This window comes from Thermomonas sp. (assembly GCF_041919455.1).
Taxonomy (GTDB): domain Bacteria; phylum Pseudomonadota; class Gammaproteobacteria; order Xanthomonadales; family Xanthomonadaceae; genus Thermomonas.
In genome coordinates, this window is record NZ_JAYRTQ010000006.1 from 129,057 (window position 1) to 144,305 (window position 15,249).

16 protein-coding genes are annotated in these 15,249 nt (G+C 68.5%); 11 read left to right on the forward strand and 5 right to left on the reverse strand.

Annotation, left to right across the window (positions count from 1 at the left end; translation table 11 throughout):
- Nucleotides 1–72 precede the first annotated feature (72 nt).
- From ACE3T8_RS05930 to rnk, 5 genes are all read right to left on the reverse strand, one after another.
- Nucleotides 73–819, reverse strand: a complete 747-nt coding sequence (locus ACE3T8_RS05930; RefSeq protein WP_374607708.1) for a helix-turn-helix domain-containing protein — start codon at nt 817–819, stop codon at nt 73–75.
- Between the two features lie 25 nt (nt 820–844).
- The gene (hemN, locus tag ACE3T8_RS05935) at nt 845–2,248 is read right to left on the reverse strand and encodes an oxygen-independent coproporphyrinogen III oxidase (RefSeq protein WP_374607608.1); all 1,404 of its coding nucleotides are present in this window, start codon (nt 2,246–2,248) and stop codon (nt 845–847) included.
- A 64-nt stretch (nt 2,249–2,312) separates the two neighbouring features.
- Nucleotides 2,313–2,966 carry a thiopurine S-methyltransferase gene (locus tag ACE3T8_RS05940; protein WP_374607609.1) on the reverse strand — a complete coding sequence of 218 codons (654 nt, stop codon included), beginning with the start codon at nt 2,964–2,966 and terminating at the stop codon, nt 2,313–2,315.
- 138 nt (nt 2,967–3,104) lie between these two features.
- Nucleotides 3,105–5,351 carry a DNA topoisomerase IV subunit A gene (parC, locus tag ACE3T8_RS05945; protein WP_374607611.1) on the reverse strand — a complete coding sequence of 749 codons (2,247 nt, stop codon included), beginning with the start codon at nt 5,349–5,351 and terminating at the stop codon, nt 3,105–3,107.
- A gap of 62 nt (nt 5,352–5,413) precedes the next feature.
- On the reverse strand, nt 5,414–5,857 hold the full coding sequence (rnk, locus tag ACE3T8_RS05950; RefSeq protein ID WP_374607613.1) for a nucleoside diphosphate kinase regulator: 444 nt from the start codon (nt 5,855–5,857) through the stop codon (nt 5,414–5,416).
- A 188-nt stretch (nt 5,858–6,045) separates the two neighbouring features.
- Here rnk and ACE3T8_RS05955 point away from each other — a divergent pair, with 188 nt between their 5' ends.
- The 11 genes from ACE3T8_RS05955 to ACE3T8_RS06005 all read left to right on the forward strand — a co-directional run bounded on the left by ACE3T8_RS05955 (nt 6,046) and on the right by ACE3T8_RS06005 (nt 15,233).
- Entirely contained in the window at nt 6,046–6,561 is a 516-nt protein-coding gene (locus ACE3T8_RS05955) for a DUF1993 domain-containing protein (RefSeq protein ID WP_374607614.1), read from the forward strand.
- A gap of 130 nt (nt 6,562–6,691) precedes the next feature.
- Nucleotides 6,692–7,189, forward strand: coding sequence for a hypothetical protein (locus tag ACE3T8_RS05960; protein ID WP_374607616.1), 498 nt, complete (start codon nt 6,692–6,694; stop codon nt 7,187–7,189).
- A 94-nt stretch (nt 7,190–7,283) separates the two neighbouring features.
- Nucleotides 7,284–8,081, forward strand: a complete 798-nt coding sequence (locus ACE3T8_RS05965; protein ID WP_374607618.1) for a hypothetical protein — start codon at nt 7,284–7,286, stop codon at nt 8,079–8,081.
- Nucleotides 8,082–8,200: 119 nt separating this feature from the next.
- Nucleotides 8,201–8,779: a sigma-70 family RNA polymerase sigma factor gene (locus ACE3T8_RS05970; protein WP_374607620.1), complete on the forward strand. Its 579-nt coding sequence runs from the start codon at nt 8,201–8,203 to the stop codon at nt 8,777–8,779.
- Nucleotides 8,776–9,549: an anti-sigma factor domain-containing protein gene (locus tag ACE3T8_RS05975; protein ID WP_374607621.1), complete on the forward strand. Its 774-nt coding sequence runs from the start codon at nt 8,776–8,778 to the stop codon at nt 9,547–9,549. Before ACE3T8_RS05970 ends, ACE3T8_RS05975 begins: the two co-directional genes overlap by 4 nt.
- 80 nt (nt 9,550–9,629) lie before the next feature.
- Nucleotides 9,630–10,589: an acyl-CoA desaturase gene (locus ACE3T8_RS05980; RefSeq protein ID WP_374607623.1), complete on the forward strand. Its 960-nt coding sequence runs from the start codon at nt 9,630–9,632 to the stop codon at nt 10,587–10,589.
- A 1-nt stretch (nt 10,590) separates the two neighbouring features.
- A complete protein-coding gene (locus ACE3T8_RS05985; RefSeq protein ID WP_374607625.1) occupies nt 10,591–11,889 on the forward strand; it encodes an NAD(P)/FAD-dependent oxidoreductase in 1,299 nt (432 codons plus the stop codon).
- Nucleotides 11,886–12,656 carry a DUF1365 domain-containing protein gene (locus ACE3T8_RS05990; protein ID WP_374607627.1) on the forward strand — a complete coding sequence of 257 codons (771 nt, stop codon included), beginning with the start codon at nt 11,886–11,888 and terminating at the stop codon, nt 12,654–12,656. The genes ACE3T8_RS05985 and ACE3T8_RS05990 overlap by 4 nt, the downstream gene beginning before the upstream one ends.
- Nucleotides 12,653–13,921: a class I SAM-dependent methyltransferase gene (locus tag ACE3T8_RS05995; RefSeq protein ID WP_374607629.1), complete on the forward strand. Its 1,269-nt coding sequence runs from the start codon at nt 12,653–12,655 to the stop codon at nt 13,919–13,921. The genes ACE3T8_RS05990 and ACE3T8_RS05995 overlap by 4 nt, the downstream gene beginning before the upstream one ends.
- Nucleotides 13,921–14,454, forward strand: a complete 534-nt coding sequence (locus ACE3T8_RS06000; protein WP_374607630.1) for a DUF2878 domain-containing protein — start codon at nt 13,921–13,923, stop codon at nt 14,452–14,454. The genes ACE3T8_RS05995 and ACE3T8_RS06000 overlap by 1 nt, the downstream gene beginning before the upstream one ends.
- Nucleotides 14,451–15,233 (forward strand): DUF1295 domain-containing protein, encoded by a 783-nt coding sequence (locus tag ACE3T8_RS06005; protein ID WP_374607631.1) that lies wholly within the window; start codon nt 14,451–14,453, stop codon nt 15,231–15,233. Before ACE3T8_RS06000 ends, ACE3T8_RS06005 begins: the two co-directional genes overlap by 4 nt.
- Nucleotides 15,234–15,249 lie beyond the last annotated feature (16 nt).

Consider the following 15,249-nt stretch of genomic DNA (forward strand, 5'->3'; position numbering starts at 1 on the left):
CATGGTTTGTGGCCATGGTCGTGTCGCGGGCGATGCCTCGCATTGATGCAGGTCAAGCCCGCGGGGAACGCCTCACTCGCGCAGGATCGGCGCCGACAAGGCCTCGATGCGTTCGCGGTCGAGCAGGCAGACATCGCGGCGTTCGACCGCCAGCAGGCCGTCGTCCTGCATTCGCCGCAATACCCGGCTCACCGTTTCCGGTGCCAGCCGCAGGTAGTTGGCGATGTCGGTGCGGGCCATCGTCAACTGGAAGCGGCTGGCCGAGAACCCGCGGGCCGCAAGCCGGCGCGACATGCCCACCAGGAAGGCAGCGACGCGCTGGTCCGCGGTCCAGTCCCCGGCCAGCAATGCGGCGCGGCCGATGTCGCGGCTGAGCAGGCGGAACAGCTCGCGCTGCAGGCCGGGCACGCGCGCGGCCAGCACCGAGATCTTCGGGAACGAGAACCGGCACAGCATCACCGTGTCCAGGGCGATGGCATCGCATGGATAGCGATGGCCGTCGATCGCATTGAGGCCGATCACCTCGCCGGGGAAGTGGAAACCCAGCACATGCTCGTGGCCGTCGCGGTCGGTGACGCAGGTCTTGACCGTACCCGCGCGGACCGCGGCGATCGCCTCGAAGGGATCACCCTCGCGGAACAGCACATCGCCGGCGTGGTACGGGCCGACATGCTCGACCAGCACATGCAGGTCCATCAGCGCGGCCTTGTCCATCCCCTGCGACAGGCAGGCATGCGAGAACGCGCAGGTCGTGCAGAACTGCAGGTCGTTGCCGTCGTCGGCCATCACCCGCGCGCTGGAACGCGGGAACGAGACCAAGCTCATGGCGTCGCCCACGAAGGGGTCAGATCGCGCGGGAAAAACGCGGCCTGGCATCGATGACGGATTCGCGGTCGAGGTAGCGGTCGAAGCACATGGCGATGTTACGCAACAACAGGCGTCCGCGTGGCGTGGCCCGGATCGCCTCCGGGCCGACGTCGACCAGTCCGTCGTCGGCCAGCGGCCACAGGCGTTGCAGATCGTCGGCGAAATATTCCGCGAAGCCGATGCCGTGGCGTTCCTGGAACGCACGCACGCGCACTTCGCCCTGGCACATCAGCGACTGGACCAGGTCGGCGCGGATCTCGTCGTCCTCGTCCATGCGCATCCCGCGGAACACCGGCAACCGGCCTTCGTCCAGCGCGATCTCCCAGGACGGCAGGTCGCGCGGGTTCTGGCTGAAGCTGTTGCCGATGTGGCTGATCGCACTCACCCCAAGCCCGACCAGGTCGCTGTCGGCATGGGTGGTGTAACCCATGAAATTGCGATGCAGTCCGCCACGCGCCTGCGCCACTGCCAGCTCGTCGTCGGGCAGGGCGAAATGGTCCATGCCGATGTAGACATAGCCGGCGGCAGTGAGTTGTTCCACCGCAGCCTGCAGCAGGGCCAGTTTGGTATCCGGGTCGGGCAGCAGCGCATCGTCGATCTGCTTCTGCGGCTTGAAGATATGCGGCAGGTGCGCGTAGCTGTAGACCGCGAGGCGATCCGGGCGCATCGCCACGACGGTATCGAGGGTGCGGCGGAAGCCGTCGAGGCTCTGCCCGGGCAGGCCGTAGATCAGGTCGATGTTGACTGAACGCATGCCCGCACCGCGGCAGGCGTCCACGATCGCGCGTGTCTCCTCGACGGACTGGATGCGGTTGACGGCGTCCTGCACCGTCGGGTCGAAGTCCTGCACGCCCAGGCTGGTGCGGTTGAAGCCGGCCGCAGCCAGCACGGGCATGTCCGCCGGATTGCAGAAACGCGGATCGAGTTCCACCGAGATGTCGCGGTCGTCGCTGTCGGCGAAGCGGAACGCGCCGCGCAGGGTCTCGACCACGCCGCACAACTGCGCGGCGTCGAGGAAATTCGGGGTGCCGCCGCCGAAGTGCAACTGGATGACCTCGCGGTCGCGGTCGAACAGCGGCGCCATCAGCGCGATCTCGCGGCCGAGCCGTTCCAGGTAGGCGCGGCCGCGGGACAAGTCGCGGGTGATGATCCGGTTGCAGCCGCAGTAGAAGCAGGGGCTGAAGCAGAACGGCACGTGCACGTACAGCGACAGCGGCCGCGGGATCGGATCCTCGTTGCTGGCCCGGGCGACCTCGCGCAGCGCCGCCTCACCGAAGTCCGCGTTGAATTGGGGCGCGGTCGGATAGGAGGTGTAACGCGGGCCGGGCCGGTCGTAACGGCGCAGCAGCCCGGCGTCGAAGGCGATCTGCCGGGACGTCATGGGCGCAGCTTAGGCAGGCCGCAGCCACGGCGAATTGACCTCGATCAAGTCGCCGCGAGTTCGCTCAGCGGCGTCGCAGGGCGTAGACCGCGGTGTCCAGCCGCGAGACCCCGGCGACAAAGCCCGGATGGTCGGCCGGGATCGGCCTGCGATCCCGCAAATCGATCTCCCAGTCGCCTGCGGAGAGCGCCTGCACCTCGTCTTCGGACACCGAAAATGGCGGGCCATCGCGCTCCGCCTGCGGATATTCCAGGGTGACCAGCAGGCCACGGCAACCCGCGGGCAACGCGGCGTAAAGCGCGCGCACATAGCGGCGGCGCAAGTCCGGAGGCAGCGCGATCAACGCGGCGCGGTCGAACACCGCGGCGCAGTCCCGCAGCAGATCGGCATCCAGCCCGAACGCATCGCCCACGATCAGTTCGATGCCGCCGGCTTCATGGTGACGGCCATATTTCGAGTCGCGTGTCTCCGGCTGCAGGCCGTGTTCGGCGAAGAACTGCTCCACCGCCAGTTGCGACAACTCCACGCCCAGCACGCGATGCCCCTGCGCTGCGAGCCAGGCCATGTCGCGCGATTTGCCGGCCAGCGGCACGAAGACCTTTGCATCTGCGGCAACGCCCAGCGAGGCCCAATGCTTCAGCAGCAGCGGCGTCGGCGAAGATTGATGGAAGCCGATCTGGTTGTCGGCCCAGCGTTGGTGCCAGAAATCGGGTTGCATGGCTTCGATCCTGATGCTGTGTTCCAGCGGTTCCGTTCGTGGCGAGATTGTCGAACCATGGGCGGAACCTCGTGATCCCGTTCATCCTTCGACAGGCTCAGGACGAACGGCCGCACTTCCAAGCCCTATCGGGGCGCGTCACTCCACCGCCAGCGAATCCACCTTCTGCCACCCACGCGGCAGCAAACCGCCGCGCGAACCGCGTGCGCCGATGTAATCGTCGAGTTCCTTGTACGACAACGTCATCGTGCGTGCGCCGGACTTCACCTGCAGCTTGCCGCCCTGCGGCACCACCGCGATCGCGACCACGTGTTCGGTGCCGCGCTTGGCCTTCGGGATCTCGATGATCTTGTTGCCCTTGCCCTTGTCGAGTTCCGGCAGGTCGGCCAGCGCGAACGCGAGCACGTGGCCAGCGCTGGTCACCGCGACGATGCGGTCGGTCGCGGCATCGGCCACGCTCGCCGGCTGCAGCACGCGGCCGCCTTCGGAGAGCGACAGCAGCGCCTTGCCGGCCTTGTTGCGGCCGGTCAGGTTCTCGAAGCGGGTGACGAAGCCGTAGCCATGGCTCGAGGCAATCACCAGGCGCGCATCGTTGTCGCCGCTCGCCATCGCCTGGAAACCGGCGCCGGCAGCGGGCGTGAACCGACCGGTCAGCGGTTCCCCGTTGCCGCGTGCGGACGGCAACGTGTGCACCGCAGTCGAATAGCTGCGACCGGCGCCATCGAGGAACGCGACCTGCAGGTTGCTGCGTGCCCTGACCGCGACCAGCAGGCCGTCGCCATCGCGATAGCTCAACGTGGCCGCATCGATGTCGTGGCCCTTCGCCGCGCGGATCCAGCCCTTCTCGCTGAGCACCACGGTCATCGGCTCGCTGGCGACCAGTTCGGTCTCGGCCAGTGCCTGCGCCGCGCCGCGCGCGACCAGCGGGCTGCGGCGTGTGTCGCCGAACTTCTTGGCATCGGCCAGCAGTTCGTCCTTGATCAACTTTTTCAGCTTTGCCTTGCTGCCGAGCAGGGTCATCAGGCGGTCGCGTTCGGCGTCGAGTTCGTCCTGCTCGCCGCGGATCTTCATTTCCTCGAGGCGGGCGAGTTGCCGCAGCTTGGTGTCGAGGATGTAGTCGGCCTGGTCCTCGCTCAAGTCGAAGCGGGCGATCAACGCGGCCTTCGGTTCGTCCTCGCTGCGGATGATGCGGATCACTTCGTCCAGGTTGAGGAACGCGACCAGCAGGCCTTCCAGCAGGTGCAGGCGTCGTTCGACTTTGTCCAGGCGATGGGTCAGCCGGCGGGTGACCGTATCCTGGCGGAACGTGAGCCATTCGGTCAGCAGCATCTTCAGGTTTTTTACCTGCGGACGCCCGTCCAGGCCGATCACGTTCATGTTGACCCGGTAGCTCTTCTCCAGGTCGGTGGTCGCGAACAGATGGCCCATCAGCTGCTCGGCGTCCACGCGGTTGCTGCGCGGGACCAGCACGATGCGGGTCGGGTTGGCGTGGTCGGATTCGTCGCGGATGTCTTCCAGCCACGGCAGCTTCTTCGCCCGCATCTGGTTGGCGATCTGTTCGATGATCTTGCTCGGGCTGACCTGGTACGGCAGCTCGGTGATGACGATGTTGGTGCTTTCCTTCACGAACACGCCGCGGGCACGCGCACTGCCGCTGCCGGTCTCGTACATCGCCTGCAGGTCGGTGGCAGGGGTGATGATCTCCGCTGCGGTCGGGTAATCCGGGCCACGCACGTGCTCGCAGAGGTCGCGCACGCTCGCGTCTGGATCGTCGAGCAGGCGCACGCAGGCGCTGACGATCTCGTTGAGGTTGTGCGGCGGCACGTCGGTGGCCATGCCGACGGCAATCCCGGTGGTGCCGTTGAGCAGCAGATGCGGCAAGCGCGCCGGCAGCCACGTGGGTTCTTCCAGGGTGCCGTCGAAATTCGGGTCCCAATCCACCGTGCCTTGGCCGAGTTCGGCCAGCAGCACCTCGGCGATCGGCGACAACTTGGATTCGGTGTAGCGCATCGCCGCGAACGACTTCGGGTCCTCGCTGGAACCGAAGTTGCCCTGGCCTTCGATCAGCGGATAGCGATAGCTGAAGGGCTGCGCCATCAGCACCAGCGCCTCATAGCAGGCGCTGTCGCCATGCGGGTGGTACTTGCCGATCACGTCGCCCACGGTGCGCGCCGACTTCTTCGGCTTGGCCCCGGCATTCAGCCCGAGCTCGCTCATCGCGTACACGATCCGCCGCTGCACCGGCTTCAGGCCATCGCCGATGAAGGGCAGGGCGCGATCCAGCACCACGTACATCGAATAGTCGAGGTAGGCGCGCTCGGCGAACTCGCTGAGCGGGATCTGTTCGAAGCCGTGGAAGGAAGAGCGGACGGGGGTGTCGGTCATTCAGGCGGGCAGGTGCATGGGAGGCAACAGTCTAGCGAGGCGAGGCATGGTCCCACGCGTGTTCAGCGATGCAGGTCGCCGGCGGCTTCGGGCTGGTACCGGACCGCCAGTACCTGCAGGCGCGCATTGCGTCCGCCGGGAAGCGGCCAGTCGATGGCATCGCCCACGCGCAAGCCCAGCAAGGCGCTGCCGACCGGGGCCAAGATCGAGACCCTGTCCGCGCTGCCGTCCGCATCTCGCGGGTAGACCAGGGTGATCTCGTGCTCGTGCGCGCCCTGCAACGGGTCGTCCACCCGCACGCGTGCGGTCGAGTTCATGGTGATCACGTCGTCCGGGATCGCGGCGGGTTCCGCCAGTTCGGCGCGGGCCAGTTCCTCCTGCAGGGCGCGGGTGTCCAGCGCGCTGAAGGAGGGCTGCTCCAGCAGGGCCTCGATGCGCTCCACGTCCACGCGCGACAGCAACAGCGGCGGGCGGGAAGCGGCGGCGGTGGATGGACGGGCGTGCATGTGCGGACTCCTCAAAGCAGAGCGGGCGACACGGCATGCGCGTCGCCCGCAGGGGTACGAAGGTGATGGGGCGACCATAGCCCCGAATGCCACGTGCGGCAAGCCGCAGCAGGCGCATCGGTTCAGGGCTGCCGCGGCGCCCGGCCTCCCGGCTATCCTGCGGGCCACCCATCCCGACCCGGGCCGCCATGTCCAATCCCAGGATCCAGCGACTCCAGCAGCTGTGCGTGTCCCGCCTCGACACCCTGTCGCACATCCTGCAGGTCGGCCAGGCCCACCTGCCCGATCGCGACCTGATCGATGAGCGACTGGCGCCGGACATGTTGCCGCTGGGTGCGCAGGTGGCGTTCGCCTGCAACCAGCCGCGCGGGTTCTCGCAATGGTGCGCCGGCCTGCCGATCGAGAACATCGACCCGGCGGCGGTGGCCTCGCTGGAAGAGGCGCATGCACTCATCGCCGACACCCGCGCCCGCGTGCTGGCGATCAGTGCCAGCGATGCCAGGCTGGATGAAATCAAGCGCATCGGCATGGGCAAGGGCCGCTACTGCGAACTGCCGGGCGACCAGTACGTCAGCGAATACCTGCTGCCCAACCTCTATTTCCACATCACCACGGCCTACGCGATCCTGCGCATGCTCGGCGCGCCGGTCGGCAAGGCCGACTACATGCGCTACCTCGCGGCGCACATCCGCCAGGAGGTGTGAGCGGCGGATTCAACCATTACGAAGACCGTCCTGAGCGGCCGTTCAGCTTCGTGTGCGTGCTGTGCGTGCTGGACGCGATCTTCACCGGGCGGCGGCGATGGTGCGGGCAGGCATCCACGGAGGCACCCGCATGAAGATCCGCCATGTATTCGTGACCCGCGACGTCCTGCAGGCGCGTGATGCACTGCTGGCCCTGCGCGAGCAGGGCGTCGGCGTCGACGATATCTCGCTGGTGGCGCGCTCCGACATCGAGTTGGACCGCATCCCCGACGACCTCAAGGAAGCCGACACCGACTTCCTGCCGGCGGCGATGCGCGGCATGGGCATCGGCGGTGCCACTGGCTTGCTGGCGGGCCTGGCGGCGGTGGTGTTCACTCCGGTCGGCATCACCCTGGCCGGTGCGGCGGCGGTCGGTGCGCTCGGTGCGCTGGTCGGGGGCTGGTCGTCCGCGCTGATGGGCTCCGCCCTGCCGGATCCGGTGCGCCAGCAGTTCGACGACGAGATTTCGGCGGGCCGGATCCTGGTGCTGGTCGATGCCGAACCCGAGGACCAGCCGCGCGTGCAGGCGGCCCTGGAGGTCGTCGGTGCGCAGCGCCTGGATTACGAAACCCCCAGCGCGATGACCTGATCGGAGGCTTGACGCTTCGCGGGTGCATCCATCCGCGCGTGCACGCCGTATGTCCTTGCATACAGGATGTCGGCAGGGATGGAGGAAGCGACGCATGCCAGGTTCGATGATCGCGCGGCAACTTGCCTTGGCGCTGGCCTTGGCGAGCAGTGCTATTGCCGGTCCGGCGATGGCCAACGATGCGCCGGCCGGTGGCGTGGTGCGCTACGTCGGCGAGGCCCGCGATCCCGGCGGCCGGCTGCTGTATCGCGAGGCGCATTACCTCGATACCCGCACCGTCACCCCGCGGCGCGTCGTCCTGTACCAATGCGCGGACGGGCGGGCCTTCGCCCGAAAGACCGTGGATGGCGGCGGCCCCGCGCCGGCCTTTGCCTTCCTCGACGCGCGTGACGGCTACCAGGAGGGCGTGCGCACGCAGGCCGGCACGCGCGAGGTGTTCTGGCAGGAGGGCAAGGCCGCGCCGCTCAAGCGCGCCGCCGTGGCGAAAACCGGAGCGACAGTGTTCGATGCCGGCTTCGACGCCTATGTCCGCGAGCAGTTCCCCACCTTGCAACAGGGCAAGAGCGTGCGTGCGCGTTTCCTGATCCCGAGCCGCCAGTCCGCCATCGGTGTCAGCGTGAAGCCGGTGGCCGGTGCGCCTGCCGGGCACCTGGACCTGAAGACCCGGCTGGATGCGTGGTACGGCTTCGCGCTGCCGGAATTGAAGCTGCGCTACCGCGTCGCGGACCGCCGGCTGATGCGCTTCGAGGGCATCGGCACCATCCGGGACGGCAAGGGCGGGCACGGCAAGCTTCGCATCGACTTCGCGCAACCGGCGGTCGCCATCGAGGCCGCGGAAATGCAGCGCATCCGCGAGCTGCCCTTGGGCGGCGCATGCGGCGGTGGCATGTGAGCGCGAGCCCCCTCCACGTGCATGCCGGGTTGCCGCATTCACGCCCTGCATGGCATAAGGTGGCTCGTTTCCATCGACGGCCCGCCGCCAGGCGGCATGCCCGCCAGCCGGACCACCGCATGAGCGCAGTTCCCATGCAACATTCCCACGACGGCGCTGCCGATCCATTGGCCGCGCTGCTCGCGCAGGTGGCGGAGGGCCGACGCGACGCCTTCGAAAGCCTGTACCGGCAGACCTCCGCGACGATGCTCGGCATCTGCCTGCGGGTGCTGCGCGACCGCGAGGAAGCGGAGGACGTGCTGCAGGAAGTCTATGTGGCGGTGTGGTCGAAGGCGGCGCAATTCGACCAGCAGCGTGCCCGCGCGATGACCTGGCTGGGCACCATTGCCCGCAACCGCGCGATCGACCGCGTGCGTGCACGGCCTGCGCCTGCGCTGCATGAGCCGATCGAAGACCATGACCTGGCCGACGACGACGCGCCCACGCCTGCTGCCGGGATCGACGCCGCGCTTGAGCGCGCGCAGCTCGACGACTGCATGGAACAACTGGAACCGAAGCGCCGCTCGCTGATCCGTACCGCGTTCTTCGAGAACGTCACCTACGACGTGCTGGCGGTCCGCGCCGAAGCGCCGCTGGGATCGGTGAAGAGCTGGATCCGCCGCGGCCTGCAGCAACTCAAGGCGTGCCTGGAACGATGAACGACATCGCGCCCGGGTTGCCCCCGATCGACGACGACGACCTGCTGGCCGGCGAGTTCGTGCTGGGCGTGCTCGATGCCGATGCGCGCCGCGAGGCGCAGCGCCGGATCGGAGCAGACCGCGATTTCGCCGCCCGGGTCGCGCGCTGGGACGCGCATTTCGCGCCGTGGCTGTTGCGGGTCGATGGCGTCGAGCCCGGCGCGCATGTCTGGCCGCGCATCCGCACCACACTGGGCTGGCCGGCAGTGGAGGCCAGCCGCAAGGGCTTGTGGGACAACGCCGCGTTCTGGCGTGGCACCACGGCGTTGGCGGTGGCTGCCAGTGTGTTCGCGGTGGCGATCGGCGTCTGGCGCACGCCGGAACCGGTTGCGCCGGTGCCGCCAGTGGTGGTGCAGGTGCCGACCCCGGCCCCGGCGACCGAGGAAGCCGCCGCGTTGCCGGTCACCGTGCTGGCGACCGACGACGGCAACACCGGCTGGATCGCGCGGGTCGCCCCGGATCGCAGCAAGGTGCTGATGGTGCCCACGCCGCGGCCGGTGGATGCCGGCGGCAAGGTCAACGAACTCTGGATCATCGCGTCCGGCGAGGCGCCGAAGTCGCTGGGCTTCGTCTCCAACGACAAGGCGCATTCGATCGACATCCCGGCCACGCTGCGTGATGCAGTGGCGGCGGGTGCGGTGTTTGCGGTGACCCTGGAACCCGAACAGGGCCTGCCGCATGCGGCACCGTCCGGTCCGATCGTCGCCAAGGGCGAGATCCTCGCGATTTGATCCTCGCGATCTGAGCGAGCGCTGCATCCGAACGCGGGTCCCGTCCGTATATCCGGAAACGGGACCCGCCAAGGACTGCCATGCCCCCCAAGCCAGACCCTGCGAGTGCGCCGCGCAGCCGCGCGTTGCTGCGCTGGATCGATACCTCGGCCGGCGACGGATCGCCCGATCCGGCGCGCGACGACCGCATCGACTGGCTGCGCGCGCTGCCGTTCGTCGGCCTGCACCTGGCCTGCCTCGGCGTGTTCTGGGTCGGCGTGTCGGCCACCGCGCTGTGGGTGGCGCTGGCGCTGTACGCGCTGCGCATGTTCGCGATCACCGGCTTCTACCACCGCTATTTCTCCCACCGCACGTTCCGCACCTCGCGCGCCGTGCAGTTCGCCTTCGCCTTGCTCGGTGCGGCCTCGGTGCAGCGCGGGCCGTTGTGGTGGGCGGCGCATCATCGCCACCACCACGTGCATGCCGATACCGCGGCCGACCCGCATACGCCGCGCAAGGGCTTCTGGCGCAGCCATGCCGGCTGGTTCCTGACCCGCGGCGGGTTCCGCACCGACACCTCGCGCATCGGTGATCTGCTGAAGTATCCCGAGCTGCGCTGGCTGGATCGTTTCGATACCGCGGTGCCGGTCGCGCTGGCGGTGTTGTTGTTCATGGCCGGCATGGCGCTGGAACGCTGGGCGCCAGGCCTTGGCACCAATGGCCCGCAGTTGCTGGTCTGGGGCTTCTTCGTCTCCACGGTGGTGCTGTTCCATGCCACCGTCACCATCAACTCGCTGGCGCATCGCTGGGGCCGGCAGCGCTTCGACACCCGCGACGACAGCCGCAACAACCTGTGGCTGGCGCTGATCACGTTCGGCGAGGGTTGGCACAACAACCACCACTTCTTCCCCGGCAGCGCGCGCCAGGGTTTCCGTTGGTGGGAGATCGACCTGACCTGGTACGGGCTGCGCGCGATGCAGGCGCTGGGGCTGGTGCGCGACCTCAAGCCGGTGCCGGCCTGGGTGCTGGCGAAAGCCGACGTGCACAAGGCGGGGCGCTGAGATGCGCATCGCGATCGTCGGATCCGGCATCAGCGGGCTGTCTGCGGCCTGGTTGCTGTCGCGCCAGCACGAGGTGGTGCTGTTCGAGGCCAACGATTACCTCGGCGGCCACACCGATACGCATCGGGTCGAGGTCGACGGCCGCACGCTCGACGTGGACAGCGGCTTCATCGTCCACAACCCCGGCAACTATCCGCTGCTGACCCGGCTGTTCGACGAGCTCGGCGTGGCCACCCAGCCGACCACGATGGGTTTTTCGGTGCAGGACGCGCGCAGCGGGCTGGAATACAACGCGACCTCGCTCGATGGGCTGTTCTGCCAGCGCCGCAACCTGGCCTCGCCGCGATTCTGGGGCATGTTGCGCGACCTGGCGCGCTTCTATCGTGCCGCGCCTGCATTGCTCGACGATGACCGCCCGGGCCCTTCGCTGGGCGAGTATCTCGACGCCAATCGTTACGGCGCCGCATTCCGTGACCAGCACCTGGTGCCGATGGCCAGCGCGCTCTGGTCGTCCCCCGAACAGTCGGTGCTGGGCTTCCCGGCGAAATACCTCGTCCAGTTCATGGCCAACCACCACATGCTGCAACTGACCGGTCGCCCGGAGTGGCGGGTGGTGCGCGGCGGTTCGCGGCGCTATGTCGAGGCGATGATGGCGCGCTGGGACGTGCAGGTGCGCCTGTCCTCGCCGGTGCGCGGCATCGTCCGCGACGCACAGGGCGTGAGCGTCCGTTGCGATGCCGGCAGCGAGCGCTTCGACCAGGTCGTGCTGGCCTGCCACAGCGACCAGGCACTGCGGCTGCTCGATGACGCCAGCGATGGCGAACGCGAGATCCTCGGCGCGATCCGCTACCAGCCGAACGACACCGTGCTGCACACCGATGCGCGCCTGCTGCCGCGCCACCGCAAGGCGTGGGCAGCGTGGAATGCGCACCTGCCGGCGGACCCGGCACTGGCCTGCACCGTGAGCTACTGCATGAACCTGCTGCAGGGCCTGCCGGGCGACACGCCGCTGATCGTGACCCTCAACCGCACGCAGGACATCGACCCCGCGCGCATCCTGCAGCGCCGCCAGTACGCGCACCCGGTGCACACGCATGCCGCGGTCGCCGCGCAGGCGCGCCGCCACGAGATCCAGGGCGTGCAGCGCACCTGGTTCGCCGGTGCCTATTGGGGCTGGGGCTTCCATGAGGACGGCATGCGCAGTGGCGTGGAGGTGGCGCAGGGGCTGGGCGTGGCCTGGTCGAACGATCCTGTGCGTCGCCACGATGTCGACACGCCGCCTCTGGAAGCGGCGGCATGACCACGCTGGCCAGCGCGATGTACGAGGGCCGTGTGCGCCATCGCCGGCATGCACCGCGTGCGCATGCGTTTTCCTATCGCATGGCCCAGCTCTACCTGGACCTGGACGAACTCGACGCGGTGTTCCGCGGCCGCTGGCTGTGGTCGGTGGGGCGGCGCAACCTGGCCGCGTTCCATCGCCGCGATTTCCTCGGCGATCCGGCACGGCCTCTGGCCGATGCCGTGCGCGACCGCGTCGAAGCCGCCACCGGCGAACGTCCGCCCGGCGCGGTGCGCCTGCTCACCCACCTGCGCTATGCCGGCCTGAGCTTCAATCCGGTGAGCTTCTACTACTGCTTCGATGCGGCGGGTGCGTTGCACAGCATCGTCGCCGAGATCACCAACACGCCGTGGAAGGAACGCCATGCCTATGTGCTGCCCGCGGCGACCGCGGAGCGCAGGGGCAGGGCCTTGCACTGGCGGTTCGACAAGGCGTTCCACGTGTCGCCATTCCTGCCCATGCAGCGCCGTTACGACTGGACCTTCACCATTCCGGACGACGGCCTGCAGGTGCACATGGACGTCTGCGACGAAGGCGAGCGGGAATTCGACGCGACCCTGCAACTCGAGCGCCGTCCGCTGACCGGCGCGAACCTGGCGCGCGTGCTCTGGCGCTATCCGCTGATGACCGCGCAGGTGGTCGTCGGCATCCACTGGCAGGCGCTGCGGCTCTGGCTGAAGCGCGTGCCGGTGCACGACCACCCCACACGAATGGAATCGCCCCGATGAATGCACGTGCCGATGCCTCGCCCACCACCGGGTTCACCGCGCTGGACCGCATCCTCCGCAAACGCGTGCTCGACCAGCTGCGGGCACTGCAGGGCCGCGCGATCGTGCTGGCGGATCCGCTGGGCTGCATCCGCACCGGCGATGCGGAACACGCGGCTGCGCCGCTGCGCATCGACGTGCACGGGCCCGGCTTCTATCGCGCGCTGGCCGCCAACGGCAGCGTGGGGGCGGCGGAGTCGTACATGGATGGCGAGTGGGACTGCGCGGACCTGGTTGGCTTGGTGCAGTTGCTGGTGCGCAACCGCGACCTGCTCGACGCGATGGAGCGCGGGCCGGCACGCATCGGCGGCTGGGCGATGCGCGGCTGGAACGCATTGCGCCGCAATACCCGCGATGGCGCGCGCCGCAACATCGCCGCGCACTACGACCTGGGCAACGCGTTCTTCCGGCTGTTCCTGTCCGAAGACCTGATGTATTCGTCGGCGCTGTACGCCGGCGACGACGACACCCTCGAAGCCGCATCGACCCGCAAGCTCGACCGCATCTGCGACAAGCTGCGGCTGGGGCCGGACGACCACGTGGTCGAGATCGGCACCGGCTGGGGCGGCTTCGCCGTGCATGCCGCGCGCACCCGCGGTTGCCGGGTCACCACCACCACGATCTCGCGCGAGCAGCATGCGCTTGCCAGCCAGCGGGTGGTCGATGCCGGCCTGCAGGACCGCGTCACCGTGCTGCTGTCGGATTACCGCGACCTGCAGGGCCAGTACGACAAGCTGGTGTCGATCGAAATGATCGAGGCGATCGGCGCGCAGTACCTCGACACTTACTTCGCGACCCTGGGACGCTTGCTCAAGCCGGAGGGCCTGGCGCTGGTGCAGGCGATCACCATCGAGGACCACCGCTACGAGCAGGCCCTGCGCAGCGTGGACTTCATCAAGCGCCACATCTTCCCGGGGTCGTTCATTCCGTCGGTCGCGGCGATGCTGGCGGCGAAGACGCGCAGCAGCGACCTCGCGCTGGTGCACCTGGAAGACTTCGGGCCGTCGTATGCACGCACCCTGCACGATTGGCGCGCGCGCTTCCTGGCACGCCGCGAGGACGTCCGCGCGCAGGGCTTCGACGAGCGTTTCCTGCGCATGTGGAATTTCTACCTGGCCTATTGCGAAGGCGGCTTCCGCGAGCGTTCGATCGGCGTCGCCCACGTGCTGATGGCGAAGCCGGGCTACCGCGGCGGTTCCTACCTGCCCGGCCTGCTGGAGGCCTGATGCGTTTCTGGCTCAACCTGCTCGGTTATCAGGCGGCGTGGTTCATTGCCGTCGGTTTTGCCGCGCGCGGATTGGCGTGGCCCGGCATGCTCGCTTGCCTGGGGTTTGCCGCGATCAGCTGGTGGATGTCGCCGCTGCGTCGTTCCGACTTGCAACTGATGGTCGCAGCGCTTGCCTGCGGCCTGTTGCTGGACGGCGTGCTCGCCGCCACCGGCTGGCTGCGCTATGCCGCGCCATCGCCAGCGCTGCCGGGGCCGGCCTGGATCGCCACGTTGTGGGTCGCGTTCGCGATGACCCTGCAGCATTCCCTGCAATGGGTGATCGCGCGGCCTGCGATCGCCATCGTGTTCGGCGTGATCGGCGGGCCACTGGCGTATTGGGGAGCATCGCGCGGCTTCGACGCGGTCGTCTTCACCATGCCCTTGCAGGCCACGCTCACGCTCGCAATCGGCTGGAGCATCGCGATGGGCGTGCTCACCGCCATCTCGCGCCGCCACACCGCCATCGCACATCAATCCGGGGCATCCGCATGAATCCGTGGCAGCAACTCCTCCTGGTGTGGCTGGTCGCGGCGCTGGCGCAGTCGCTTGGCTGGCTCTGGCAACGCAAGCGCAGCAATGCCGGCATCGTCGACGTGGTGTGGTCGTTCGGCGTGGGCGGCGCGGCGGTGCTGGTCGCGGCCACCGGCAGCGGCGCGCTGTTGCCGCGCGTGCTGCTGGCCGTGCTTGGCGGCGCCTGGGGCCTGCGCCTGGGCCTGCACCTGTGGCATCGCGTGCGTGGCGAGCCGGAGGACGGCCGCTATGCGCAGCTGCGCCTGCGCTGGGGCGACGACCAGCGCAAGTGGTTCGCGATGTTCCAGTTCCAGGCCCTGCTGATCGCCTTGTTCGCGCTGCCGTTCCTGGCGGTGGCCGCGAATCCGGTCGCCGACTGGAATGGTTGGTTCATCGCCGGCATCGCCACCTGGCTGGCCTGCGTGGCCGGCGAGGCGGTCGCCGATGCGCAATTGGCGAAGTTCCGCGGCAATCCCGCCAACAAGGGCAAGACCTGCCGCGACGGCCTGTGGCGGTATTCGCGGCATCCCAATTATTTCTTCGAGTGGCTGCACTGGCTGGCCTACGTGCTGCTGGCAGTGGGCTCGCCGATCGCCTGGCTGGCGTGGAGCGGCCCCGTGGTGATGTACGTGTTCCTGCGCTGGATCAGCGGCATCCCGTTCACCGAGGCGCAGGCGCTGCGCACGCGCGGCGAAGACTACGCGCGCTACCAGCGCAGCACGCCGATGTTGTTTCCGTGGTTTCCCAAGCCTGAGACGTGATGGAGGATCGATGAAC

Excerpts from the sequence above, each read along its gene's own strand:
- hemN (WP_374607608.1), bottom strand. The coding sequence starts at position 2,248 with ATGACGTCCCGGCAGATCGCCTTCGACGCCGGGCTGCTGCGCCGTTAC.
- ACE3T8_RS05940 (WP_374607609.1), bottom strand. The coding sequence starts at position 2,966 with ATGCAACCCGATTTCTGGCACCAACGCTGGGCCGACAACCAGATCGGC.
- parC (WP_374607611.1), bottom strand. The coding sequence starts at position 5,351 with ATGACCGACACCCCCGTCCGCTCTTCCTTCCACGGCTTCGAACAGATC.
- rnk (WP_374607613.1), bottom strand. The coding sequence starts at position 5,857 with ATGCACGCCCGTCCATCCACCGCCGCCGCTTCCCGCCCGCCGCTGTTG.
- ACE3T8_RS05955 (WP_374607614.1), top strand. The coding sequence starts at position 6,046 with ATGTCCAATCCCAGGATCCAGCGACTCCAGCAGCTGTGCGTGTCCCGC.
- ACE3T8_RS05960 (WP_374607616.1), top strand. The coding sequence starts at position 6,692 with ATGAAGATCCGCCATGTATTCGTGACCCGCGACGTCCTGCAGGCGCGT.
- ACE3T8_RS05965 (WP_374607618.1), top strand. The coding sequence starts at position 7,284 with ATGCCAGGTTCGATGATCGCGCGGCAACTTGCCTTGGCGCTGGCCTTG.
- ACE3T8_RS05970 (WP_374607620.1), top strand. The coding sequence starts at position 8,201 with ATGAGCGCAGTTCCCATGCAACATTCCCACGACGGCGCTGCCGATCCA.
- ACE3T8_RS05975 (WP_374607621.1), top strand. The coding sequence starts at position 8,776 with ATGAACGACATCGCGCCCGGGTTGCCCCCGATCGACGACGACGACCTG.
- ACE3T8_RS05980 (WP_374607623.1), top strand. The coding sequence starts at position 9,630 with ATGCCCCCCAAGCCAGACCCTGCGAGTGCGCCGCGCAGCCGCGCGTTG.
- ACE3T8_RS05985 (WP_374607625.1), top strand. The coding sequence starts at position 10,591 with ATGCGCATCGCGATCGTCGGATCCGGCATCAGCGGGCTGTCTGCGGCC.
- ACE3T8_RS05990 (WP_374607627.1), top strand. The coding sequence starts at position 11,886 with ATGACCACGCTGGCCAGCGCGATGTACGAGGGCCGTGTGCGCCATCGC.
- ACE3T8_RS05995 (WP_374607629.1), top strand. The coding sequence starts at position 12,653 with ATGAATGCACGTGCCGATGCCTCGCCCACCACCGGGTTCACCGCGCTG.
- ACE3T8_RS06000 (WP_374607630.1), top strand. The coding sequence starts at position 13,921 with ATGCGTTTCTGGCTCAACCTGCTCGGTTATCAGGCGGCGTGGTTCATT.
- ACE3T8_RS06005 (WP_374607631.1), top strand. The coding sequence starts at position 14,451 with ATGAATCCGTGGCAGCAACTCCTCCTGGTGTGGCTGGTCGCGGCGCTG.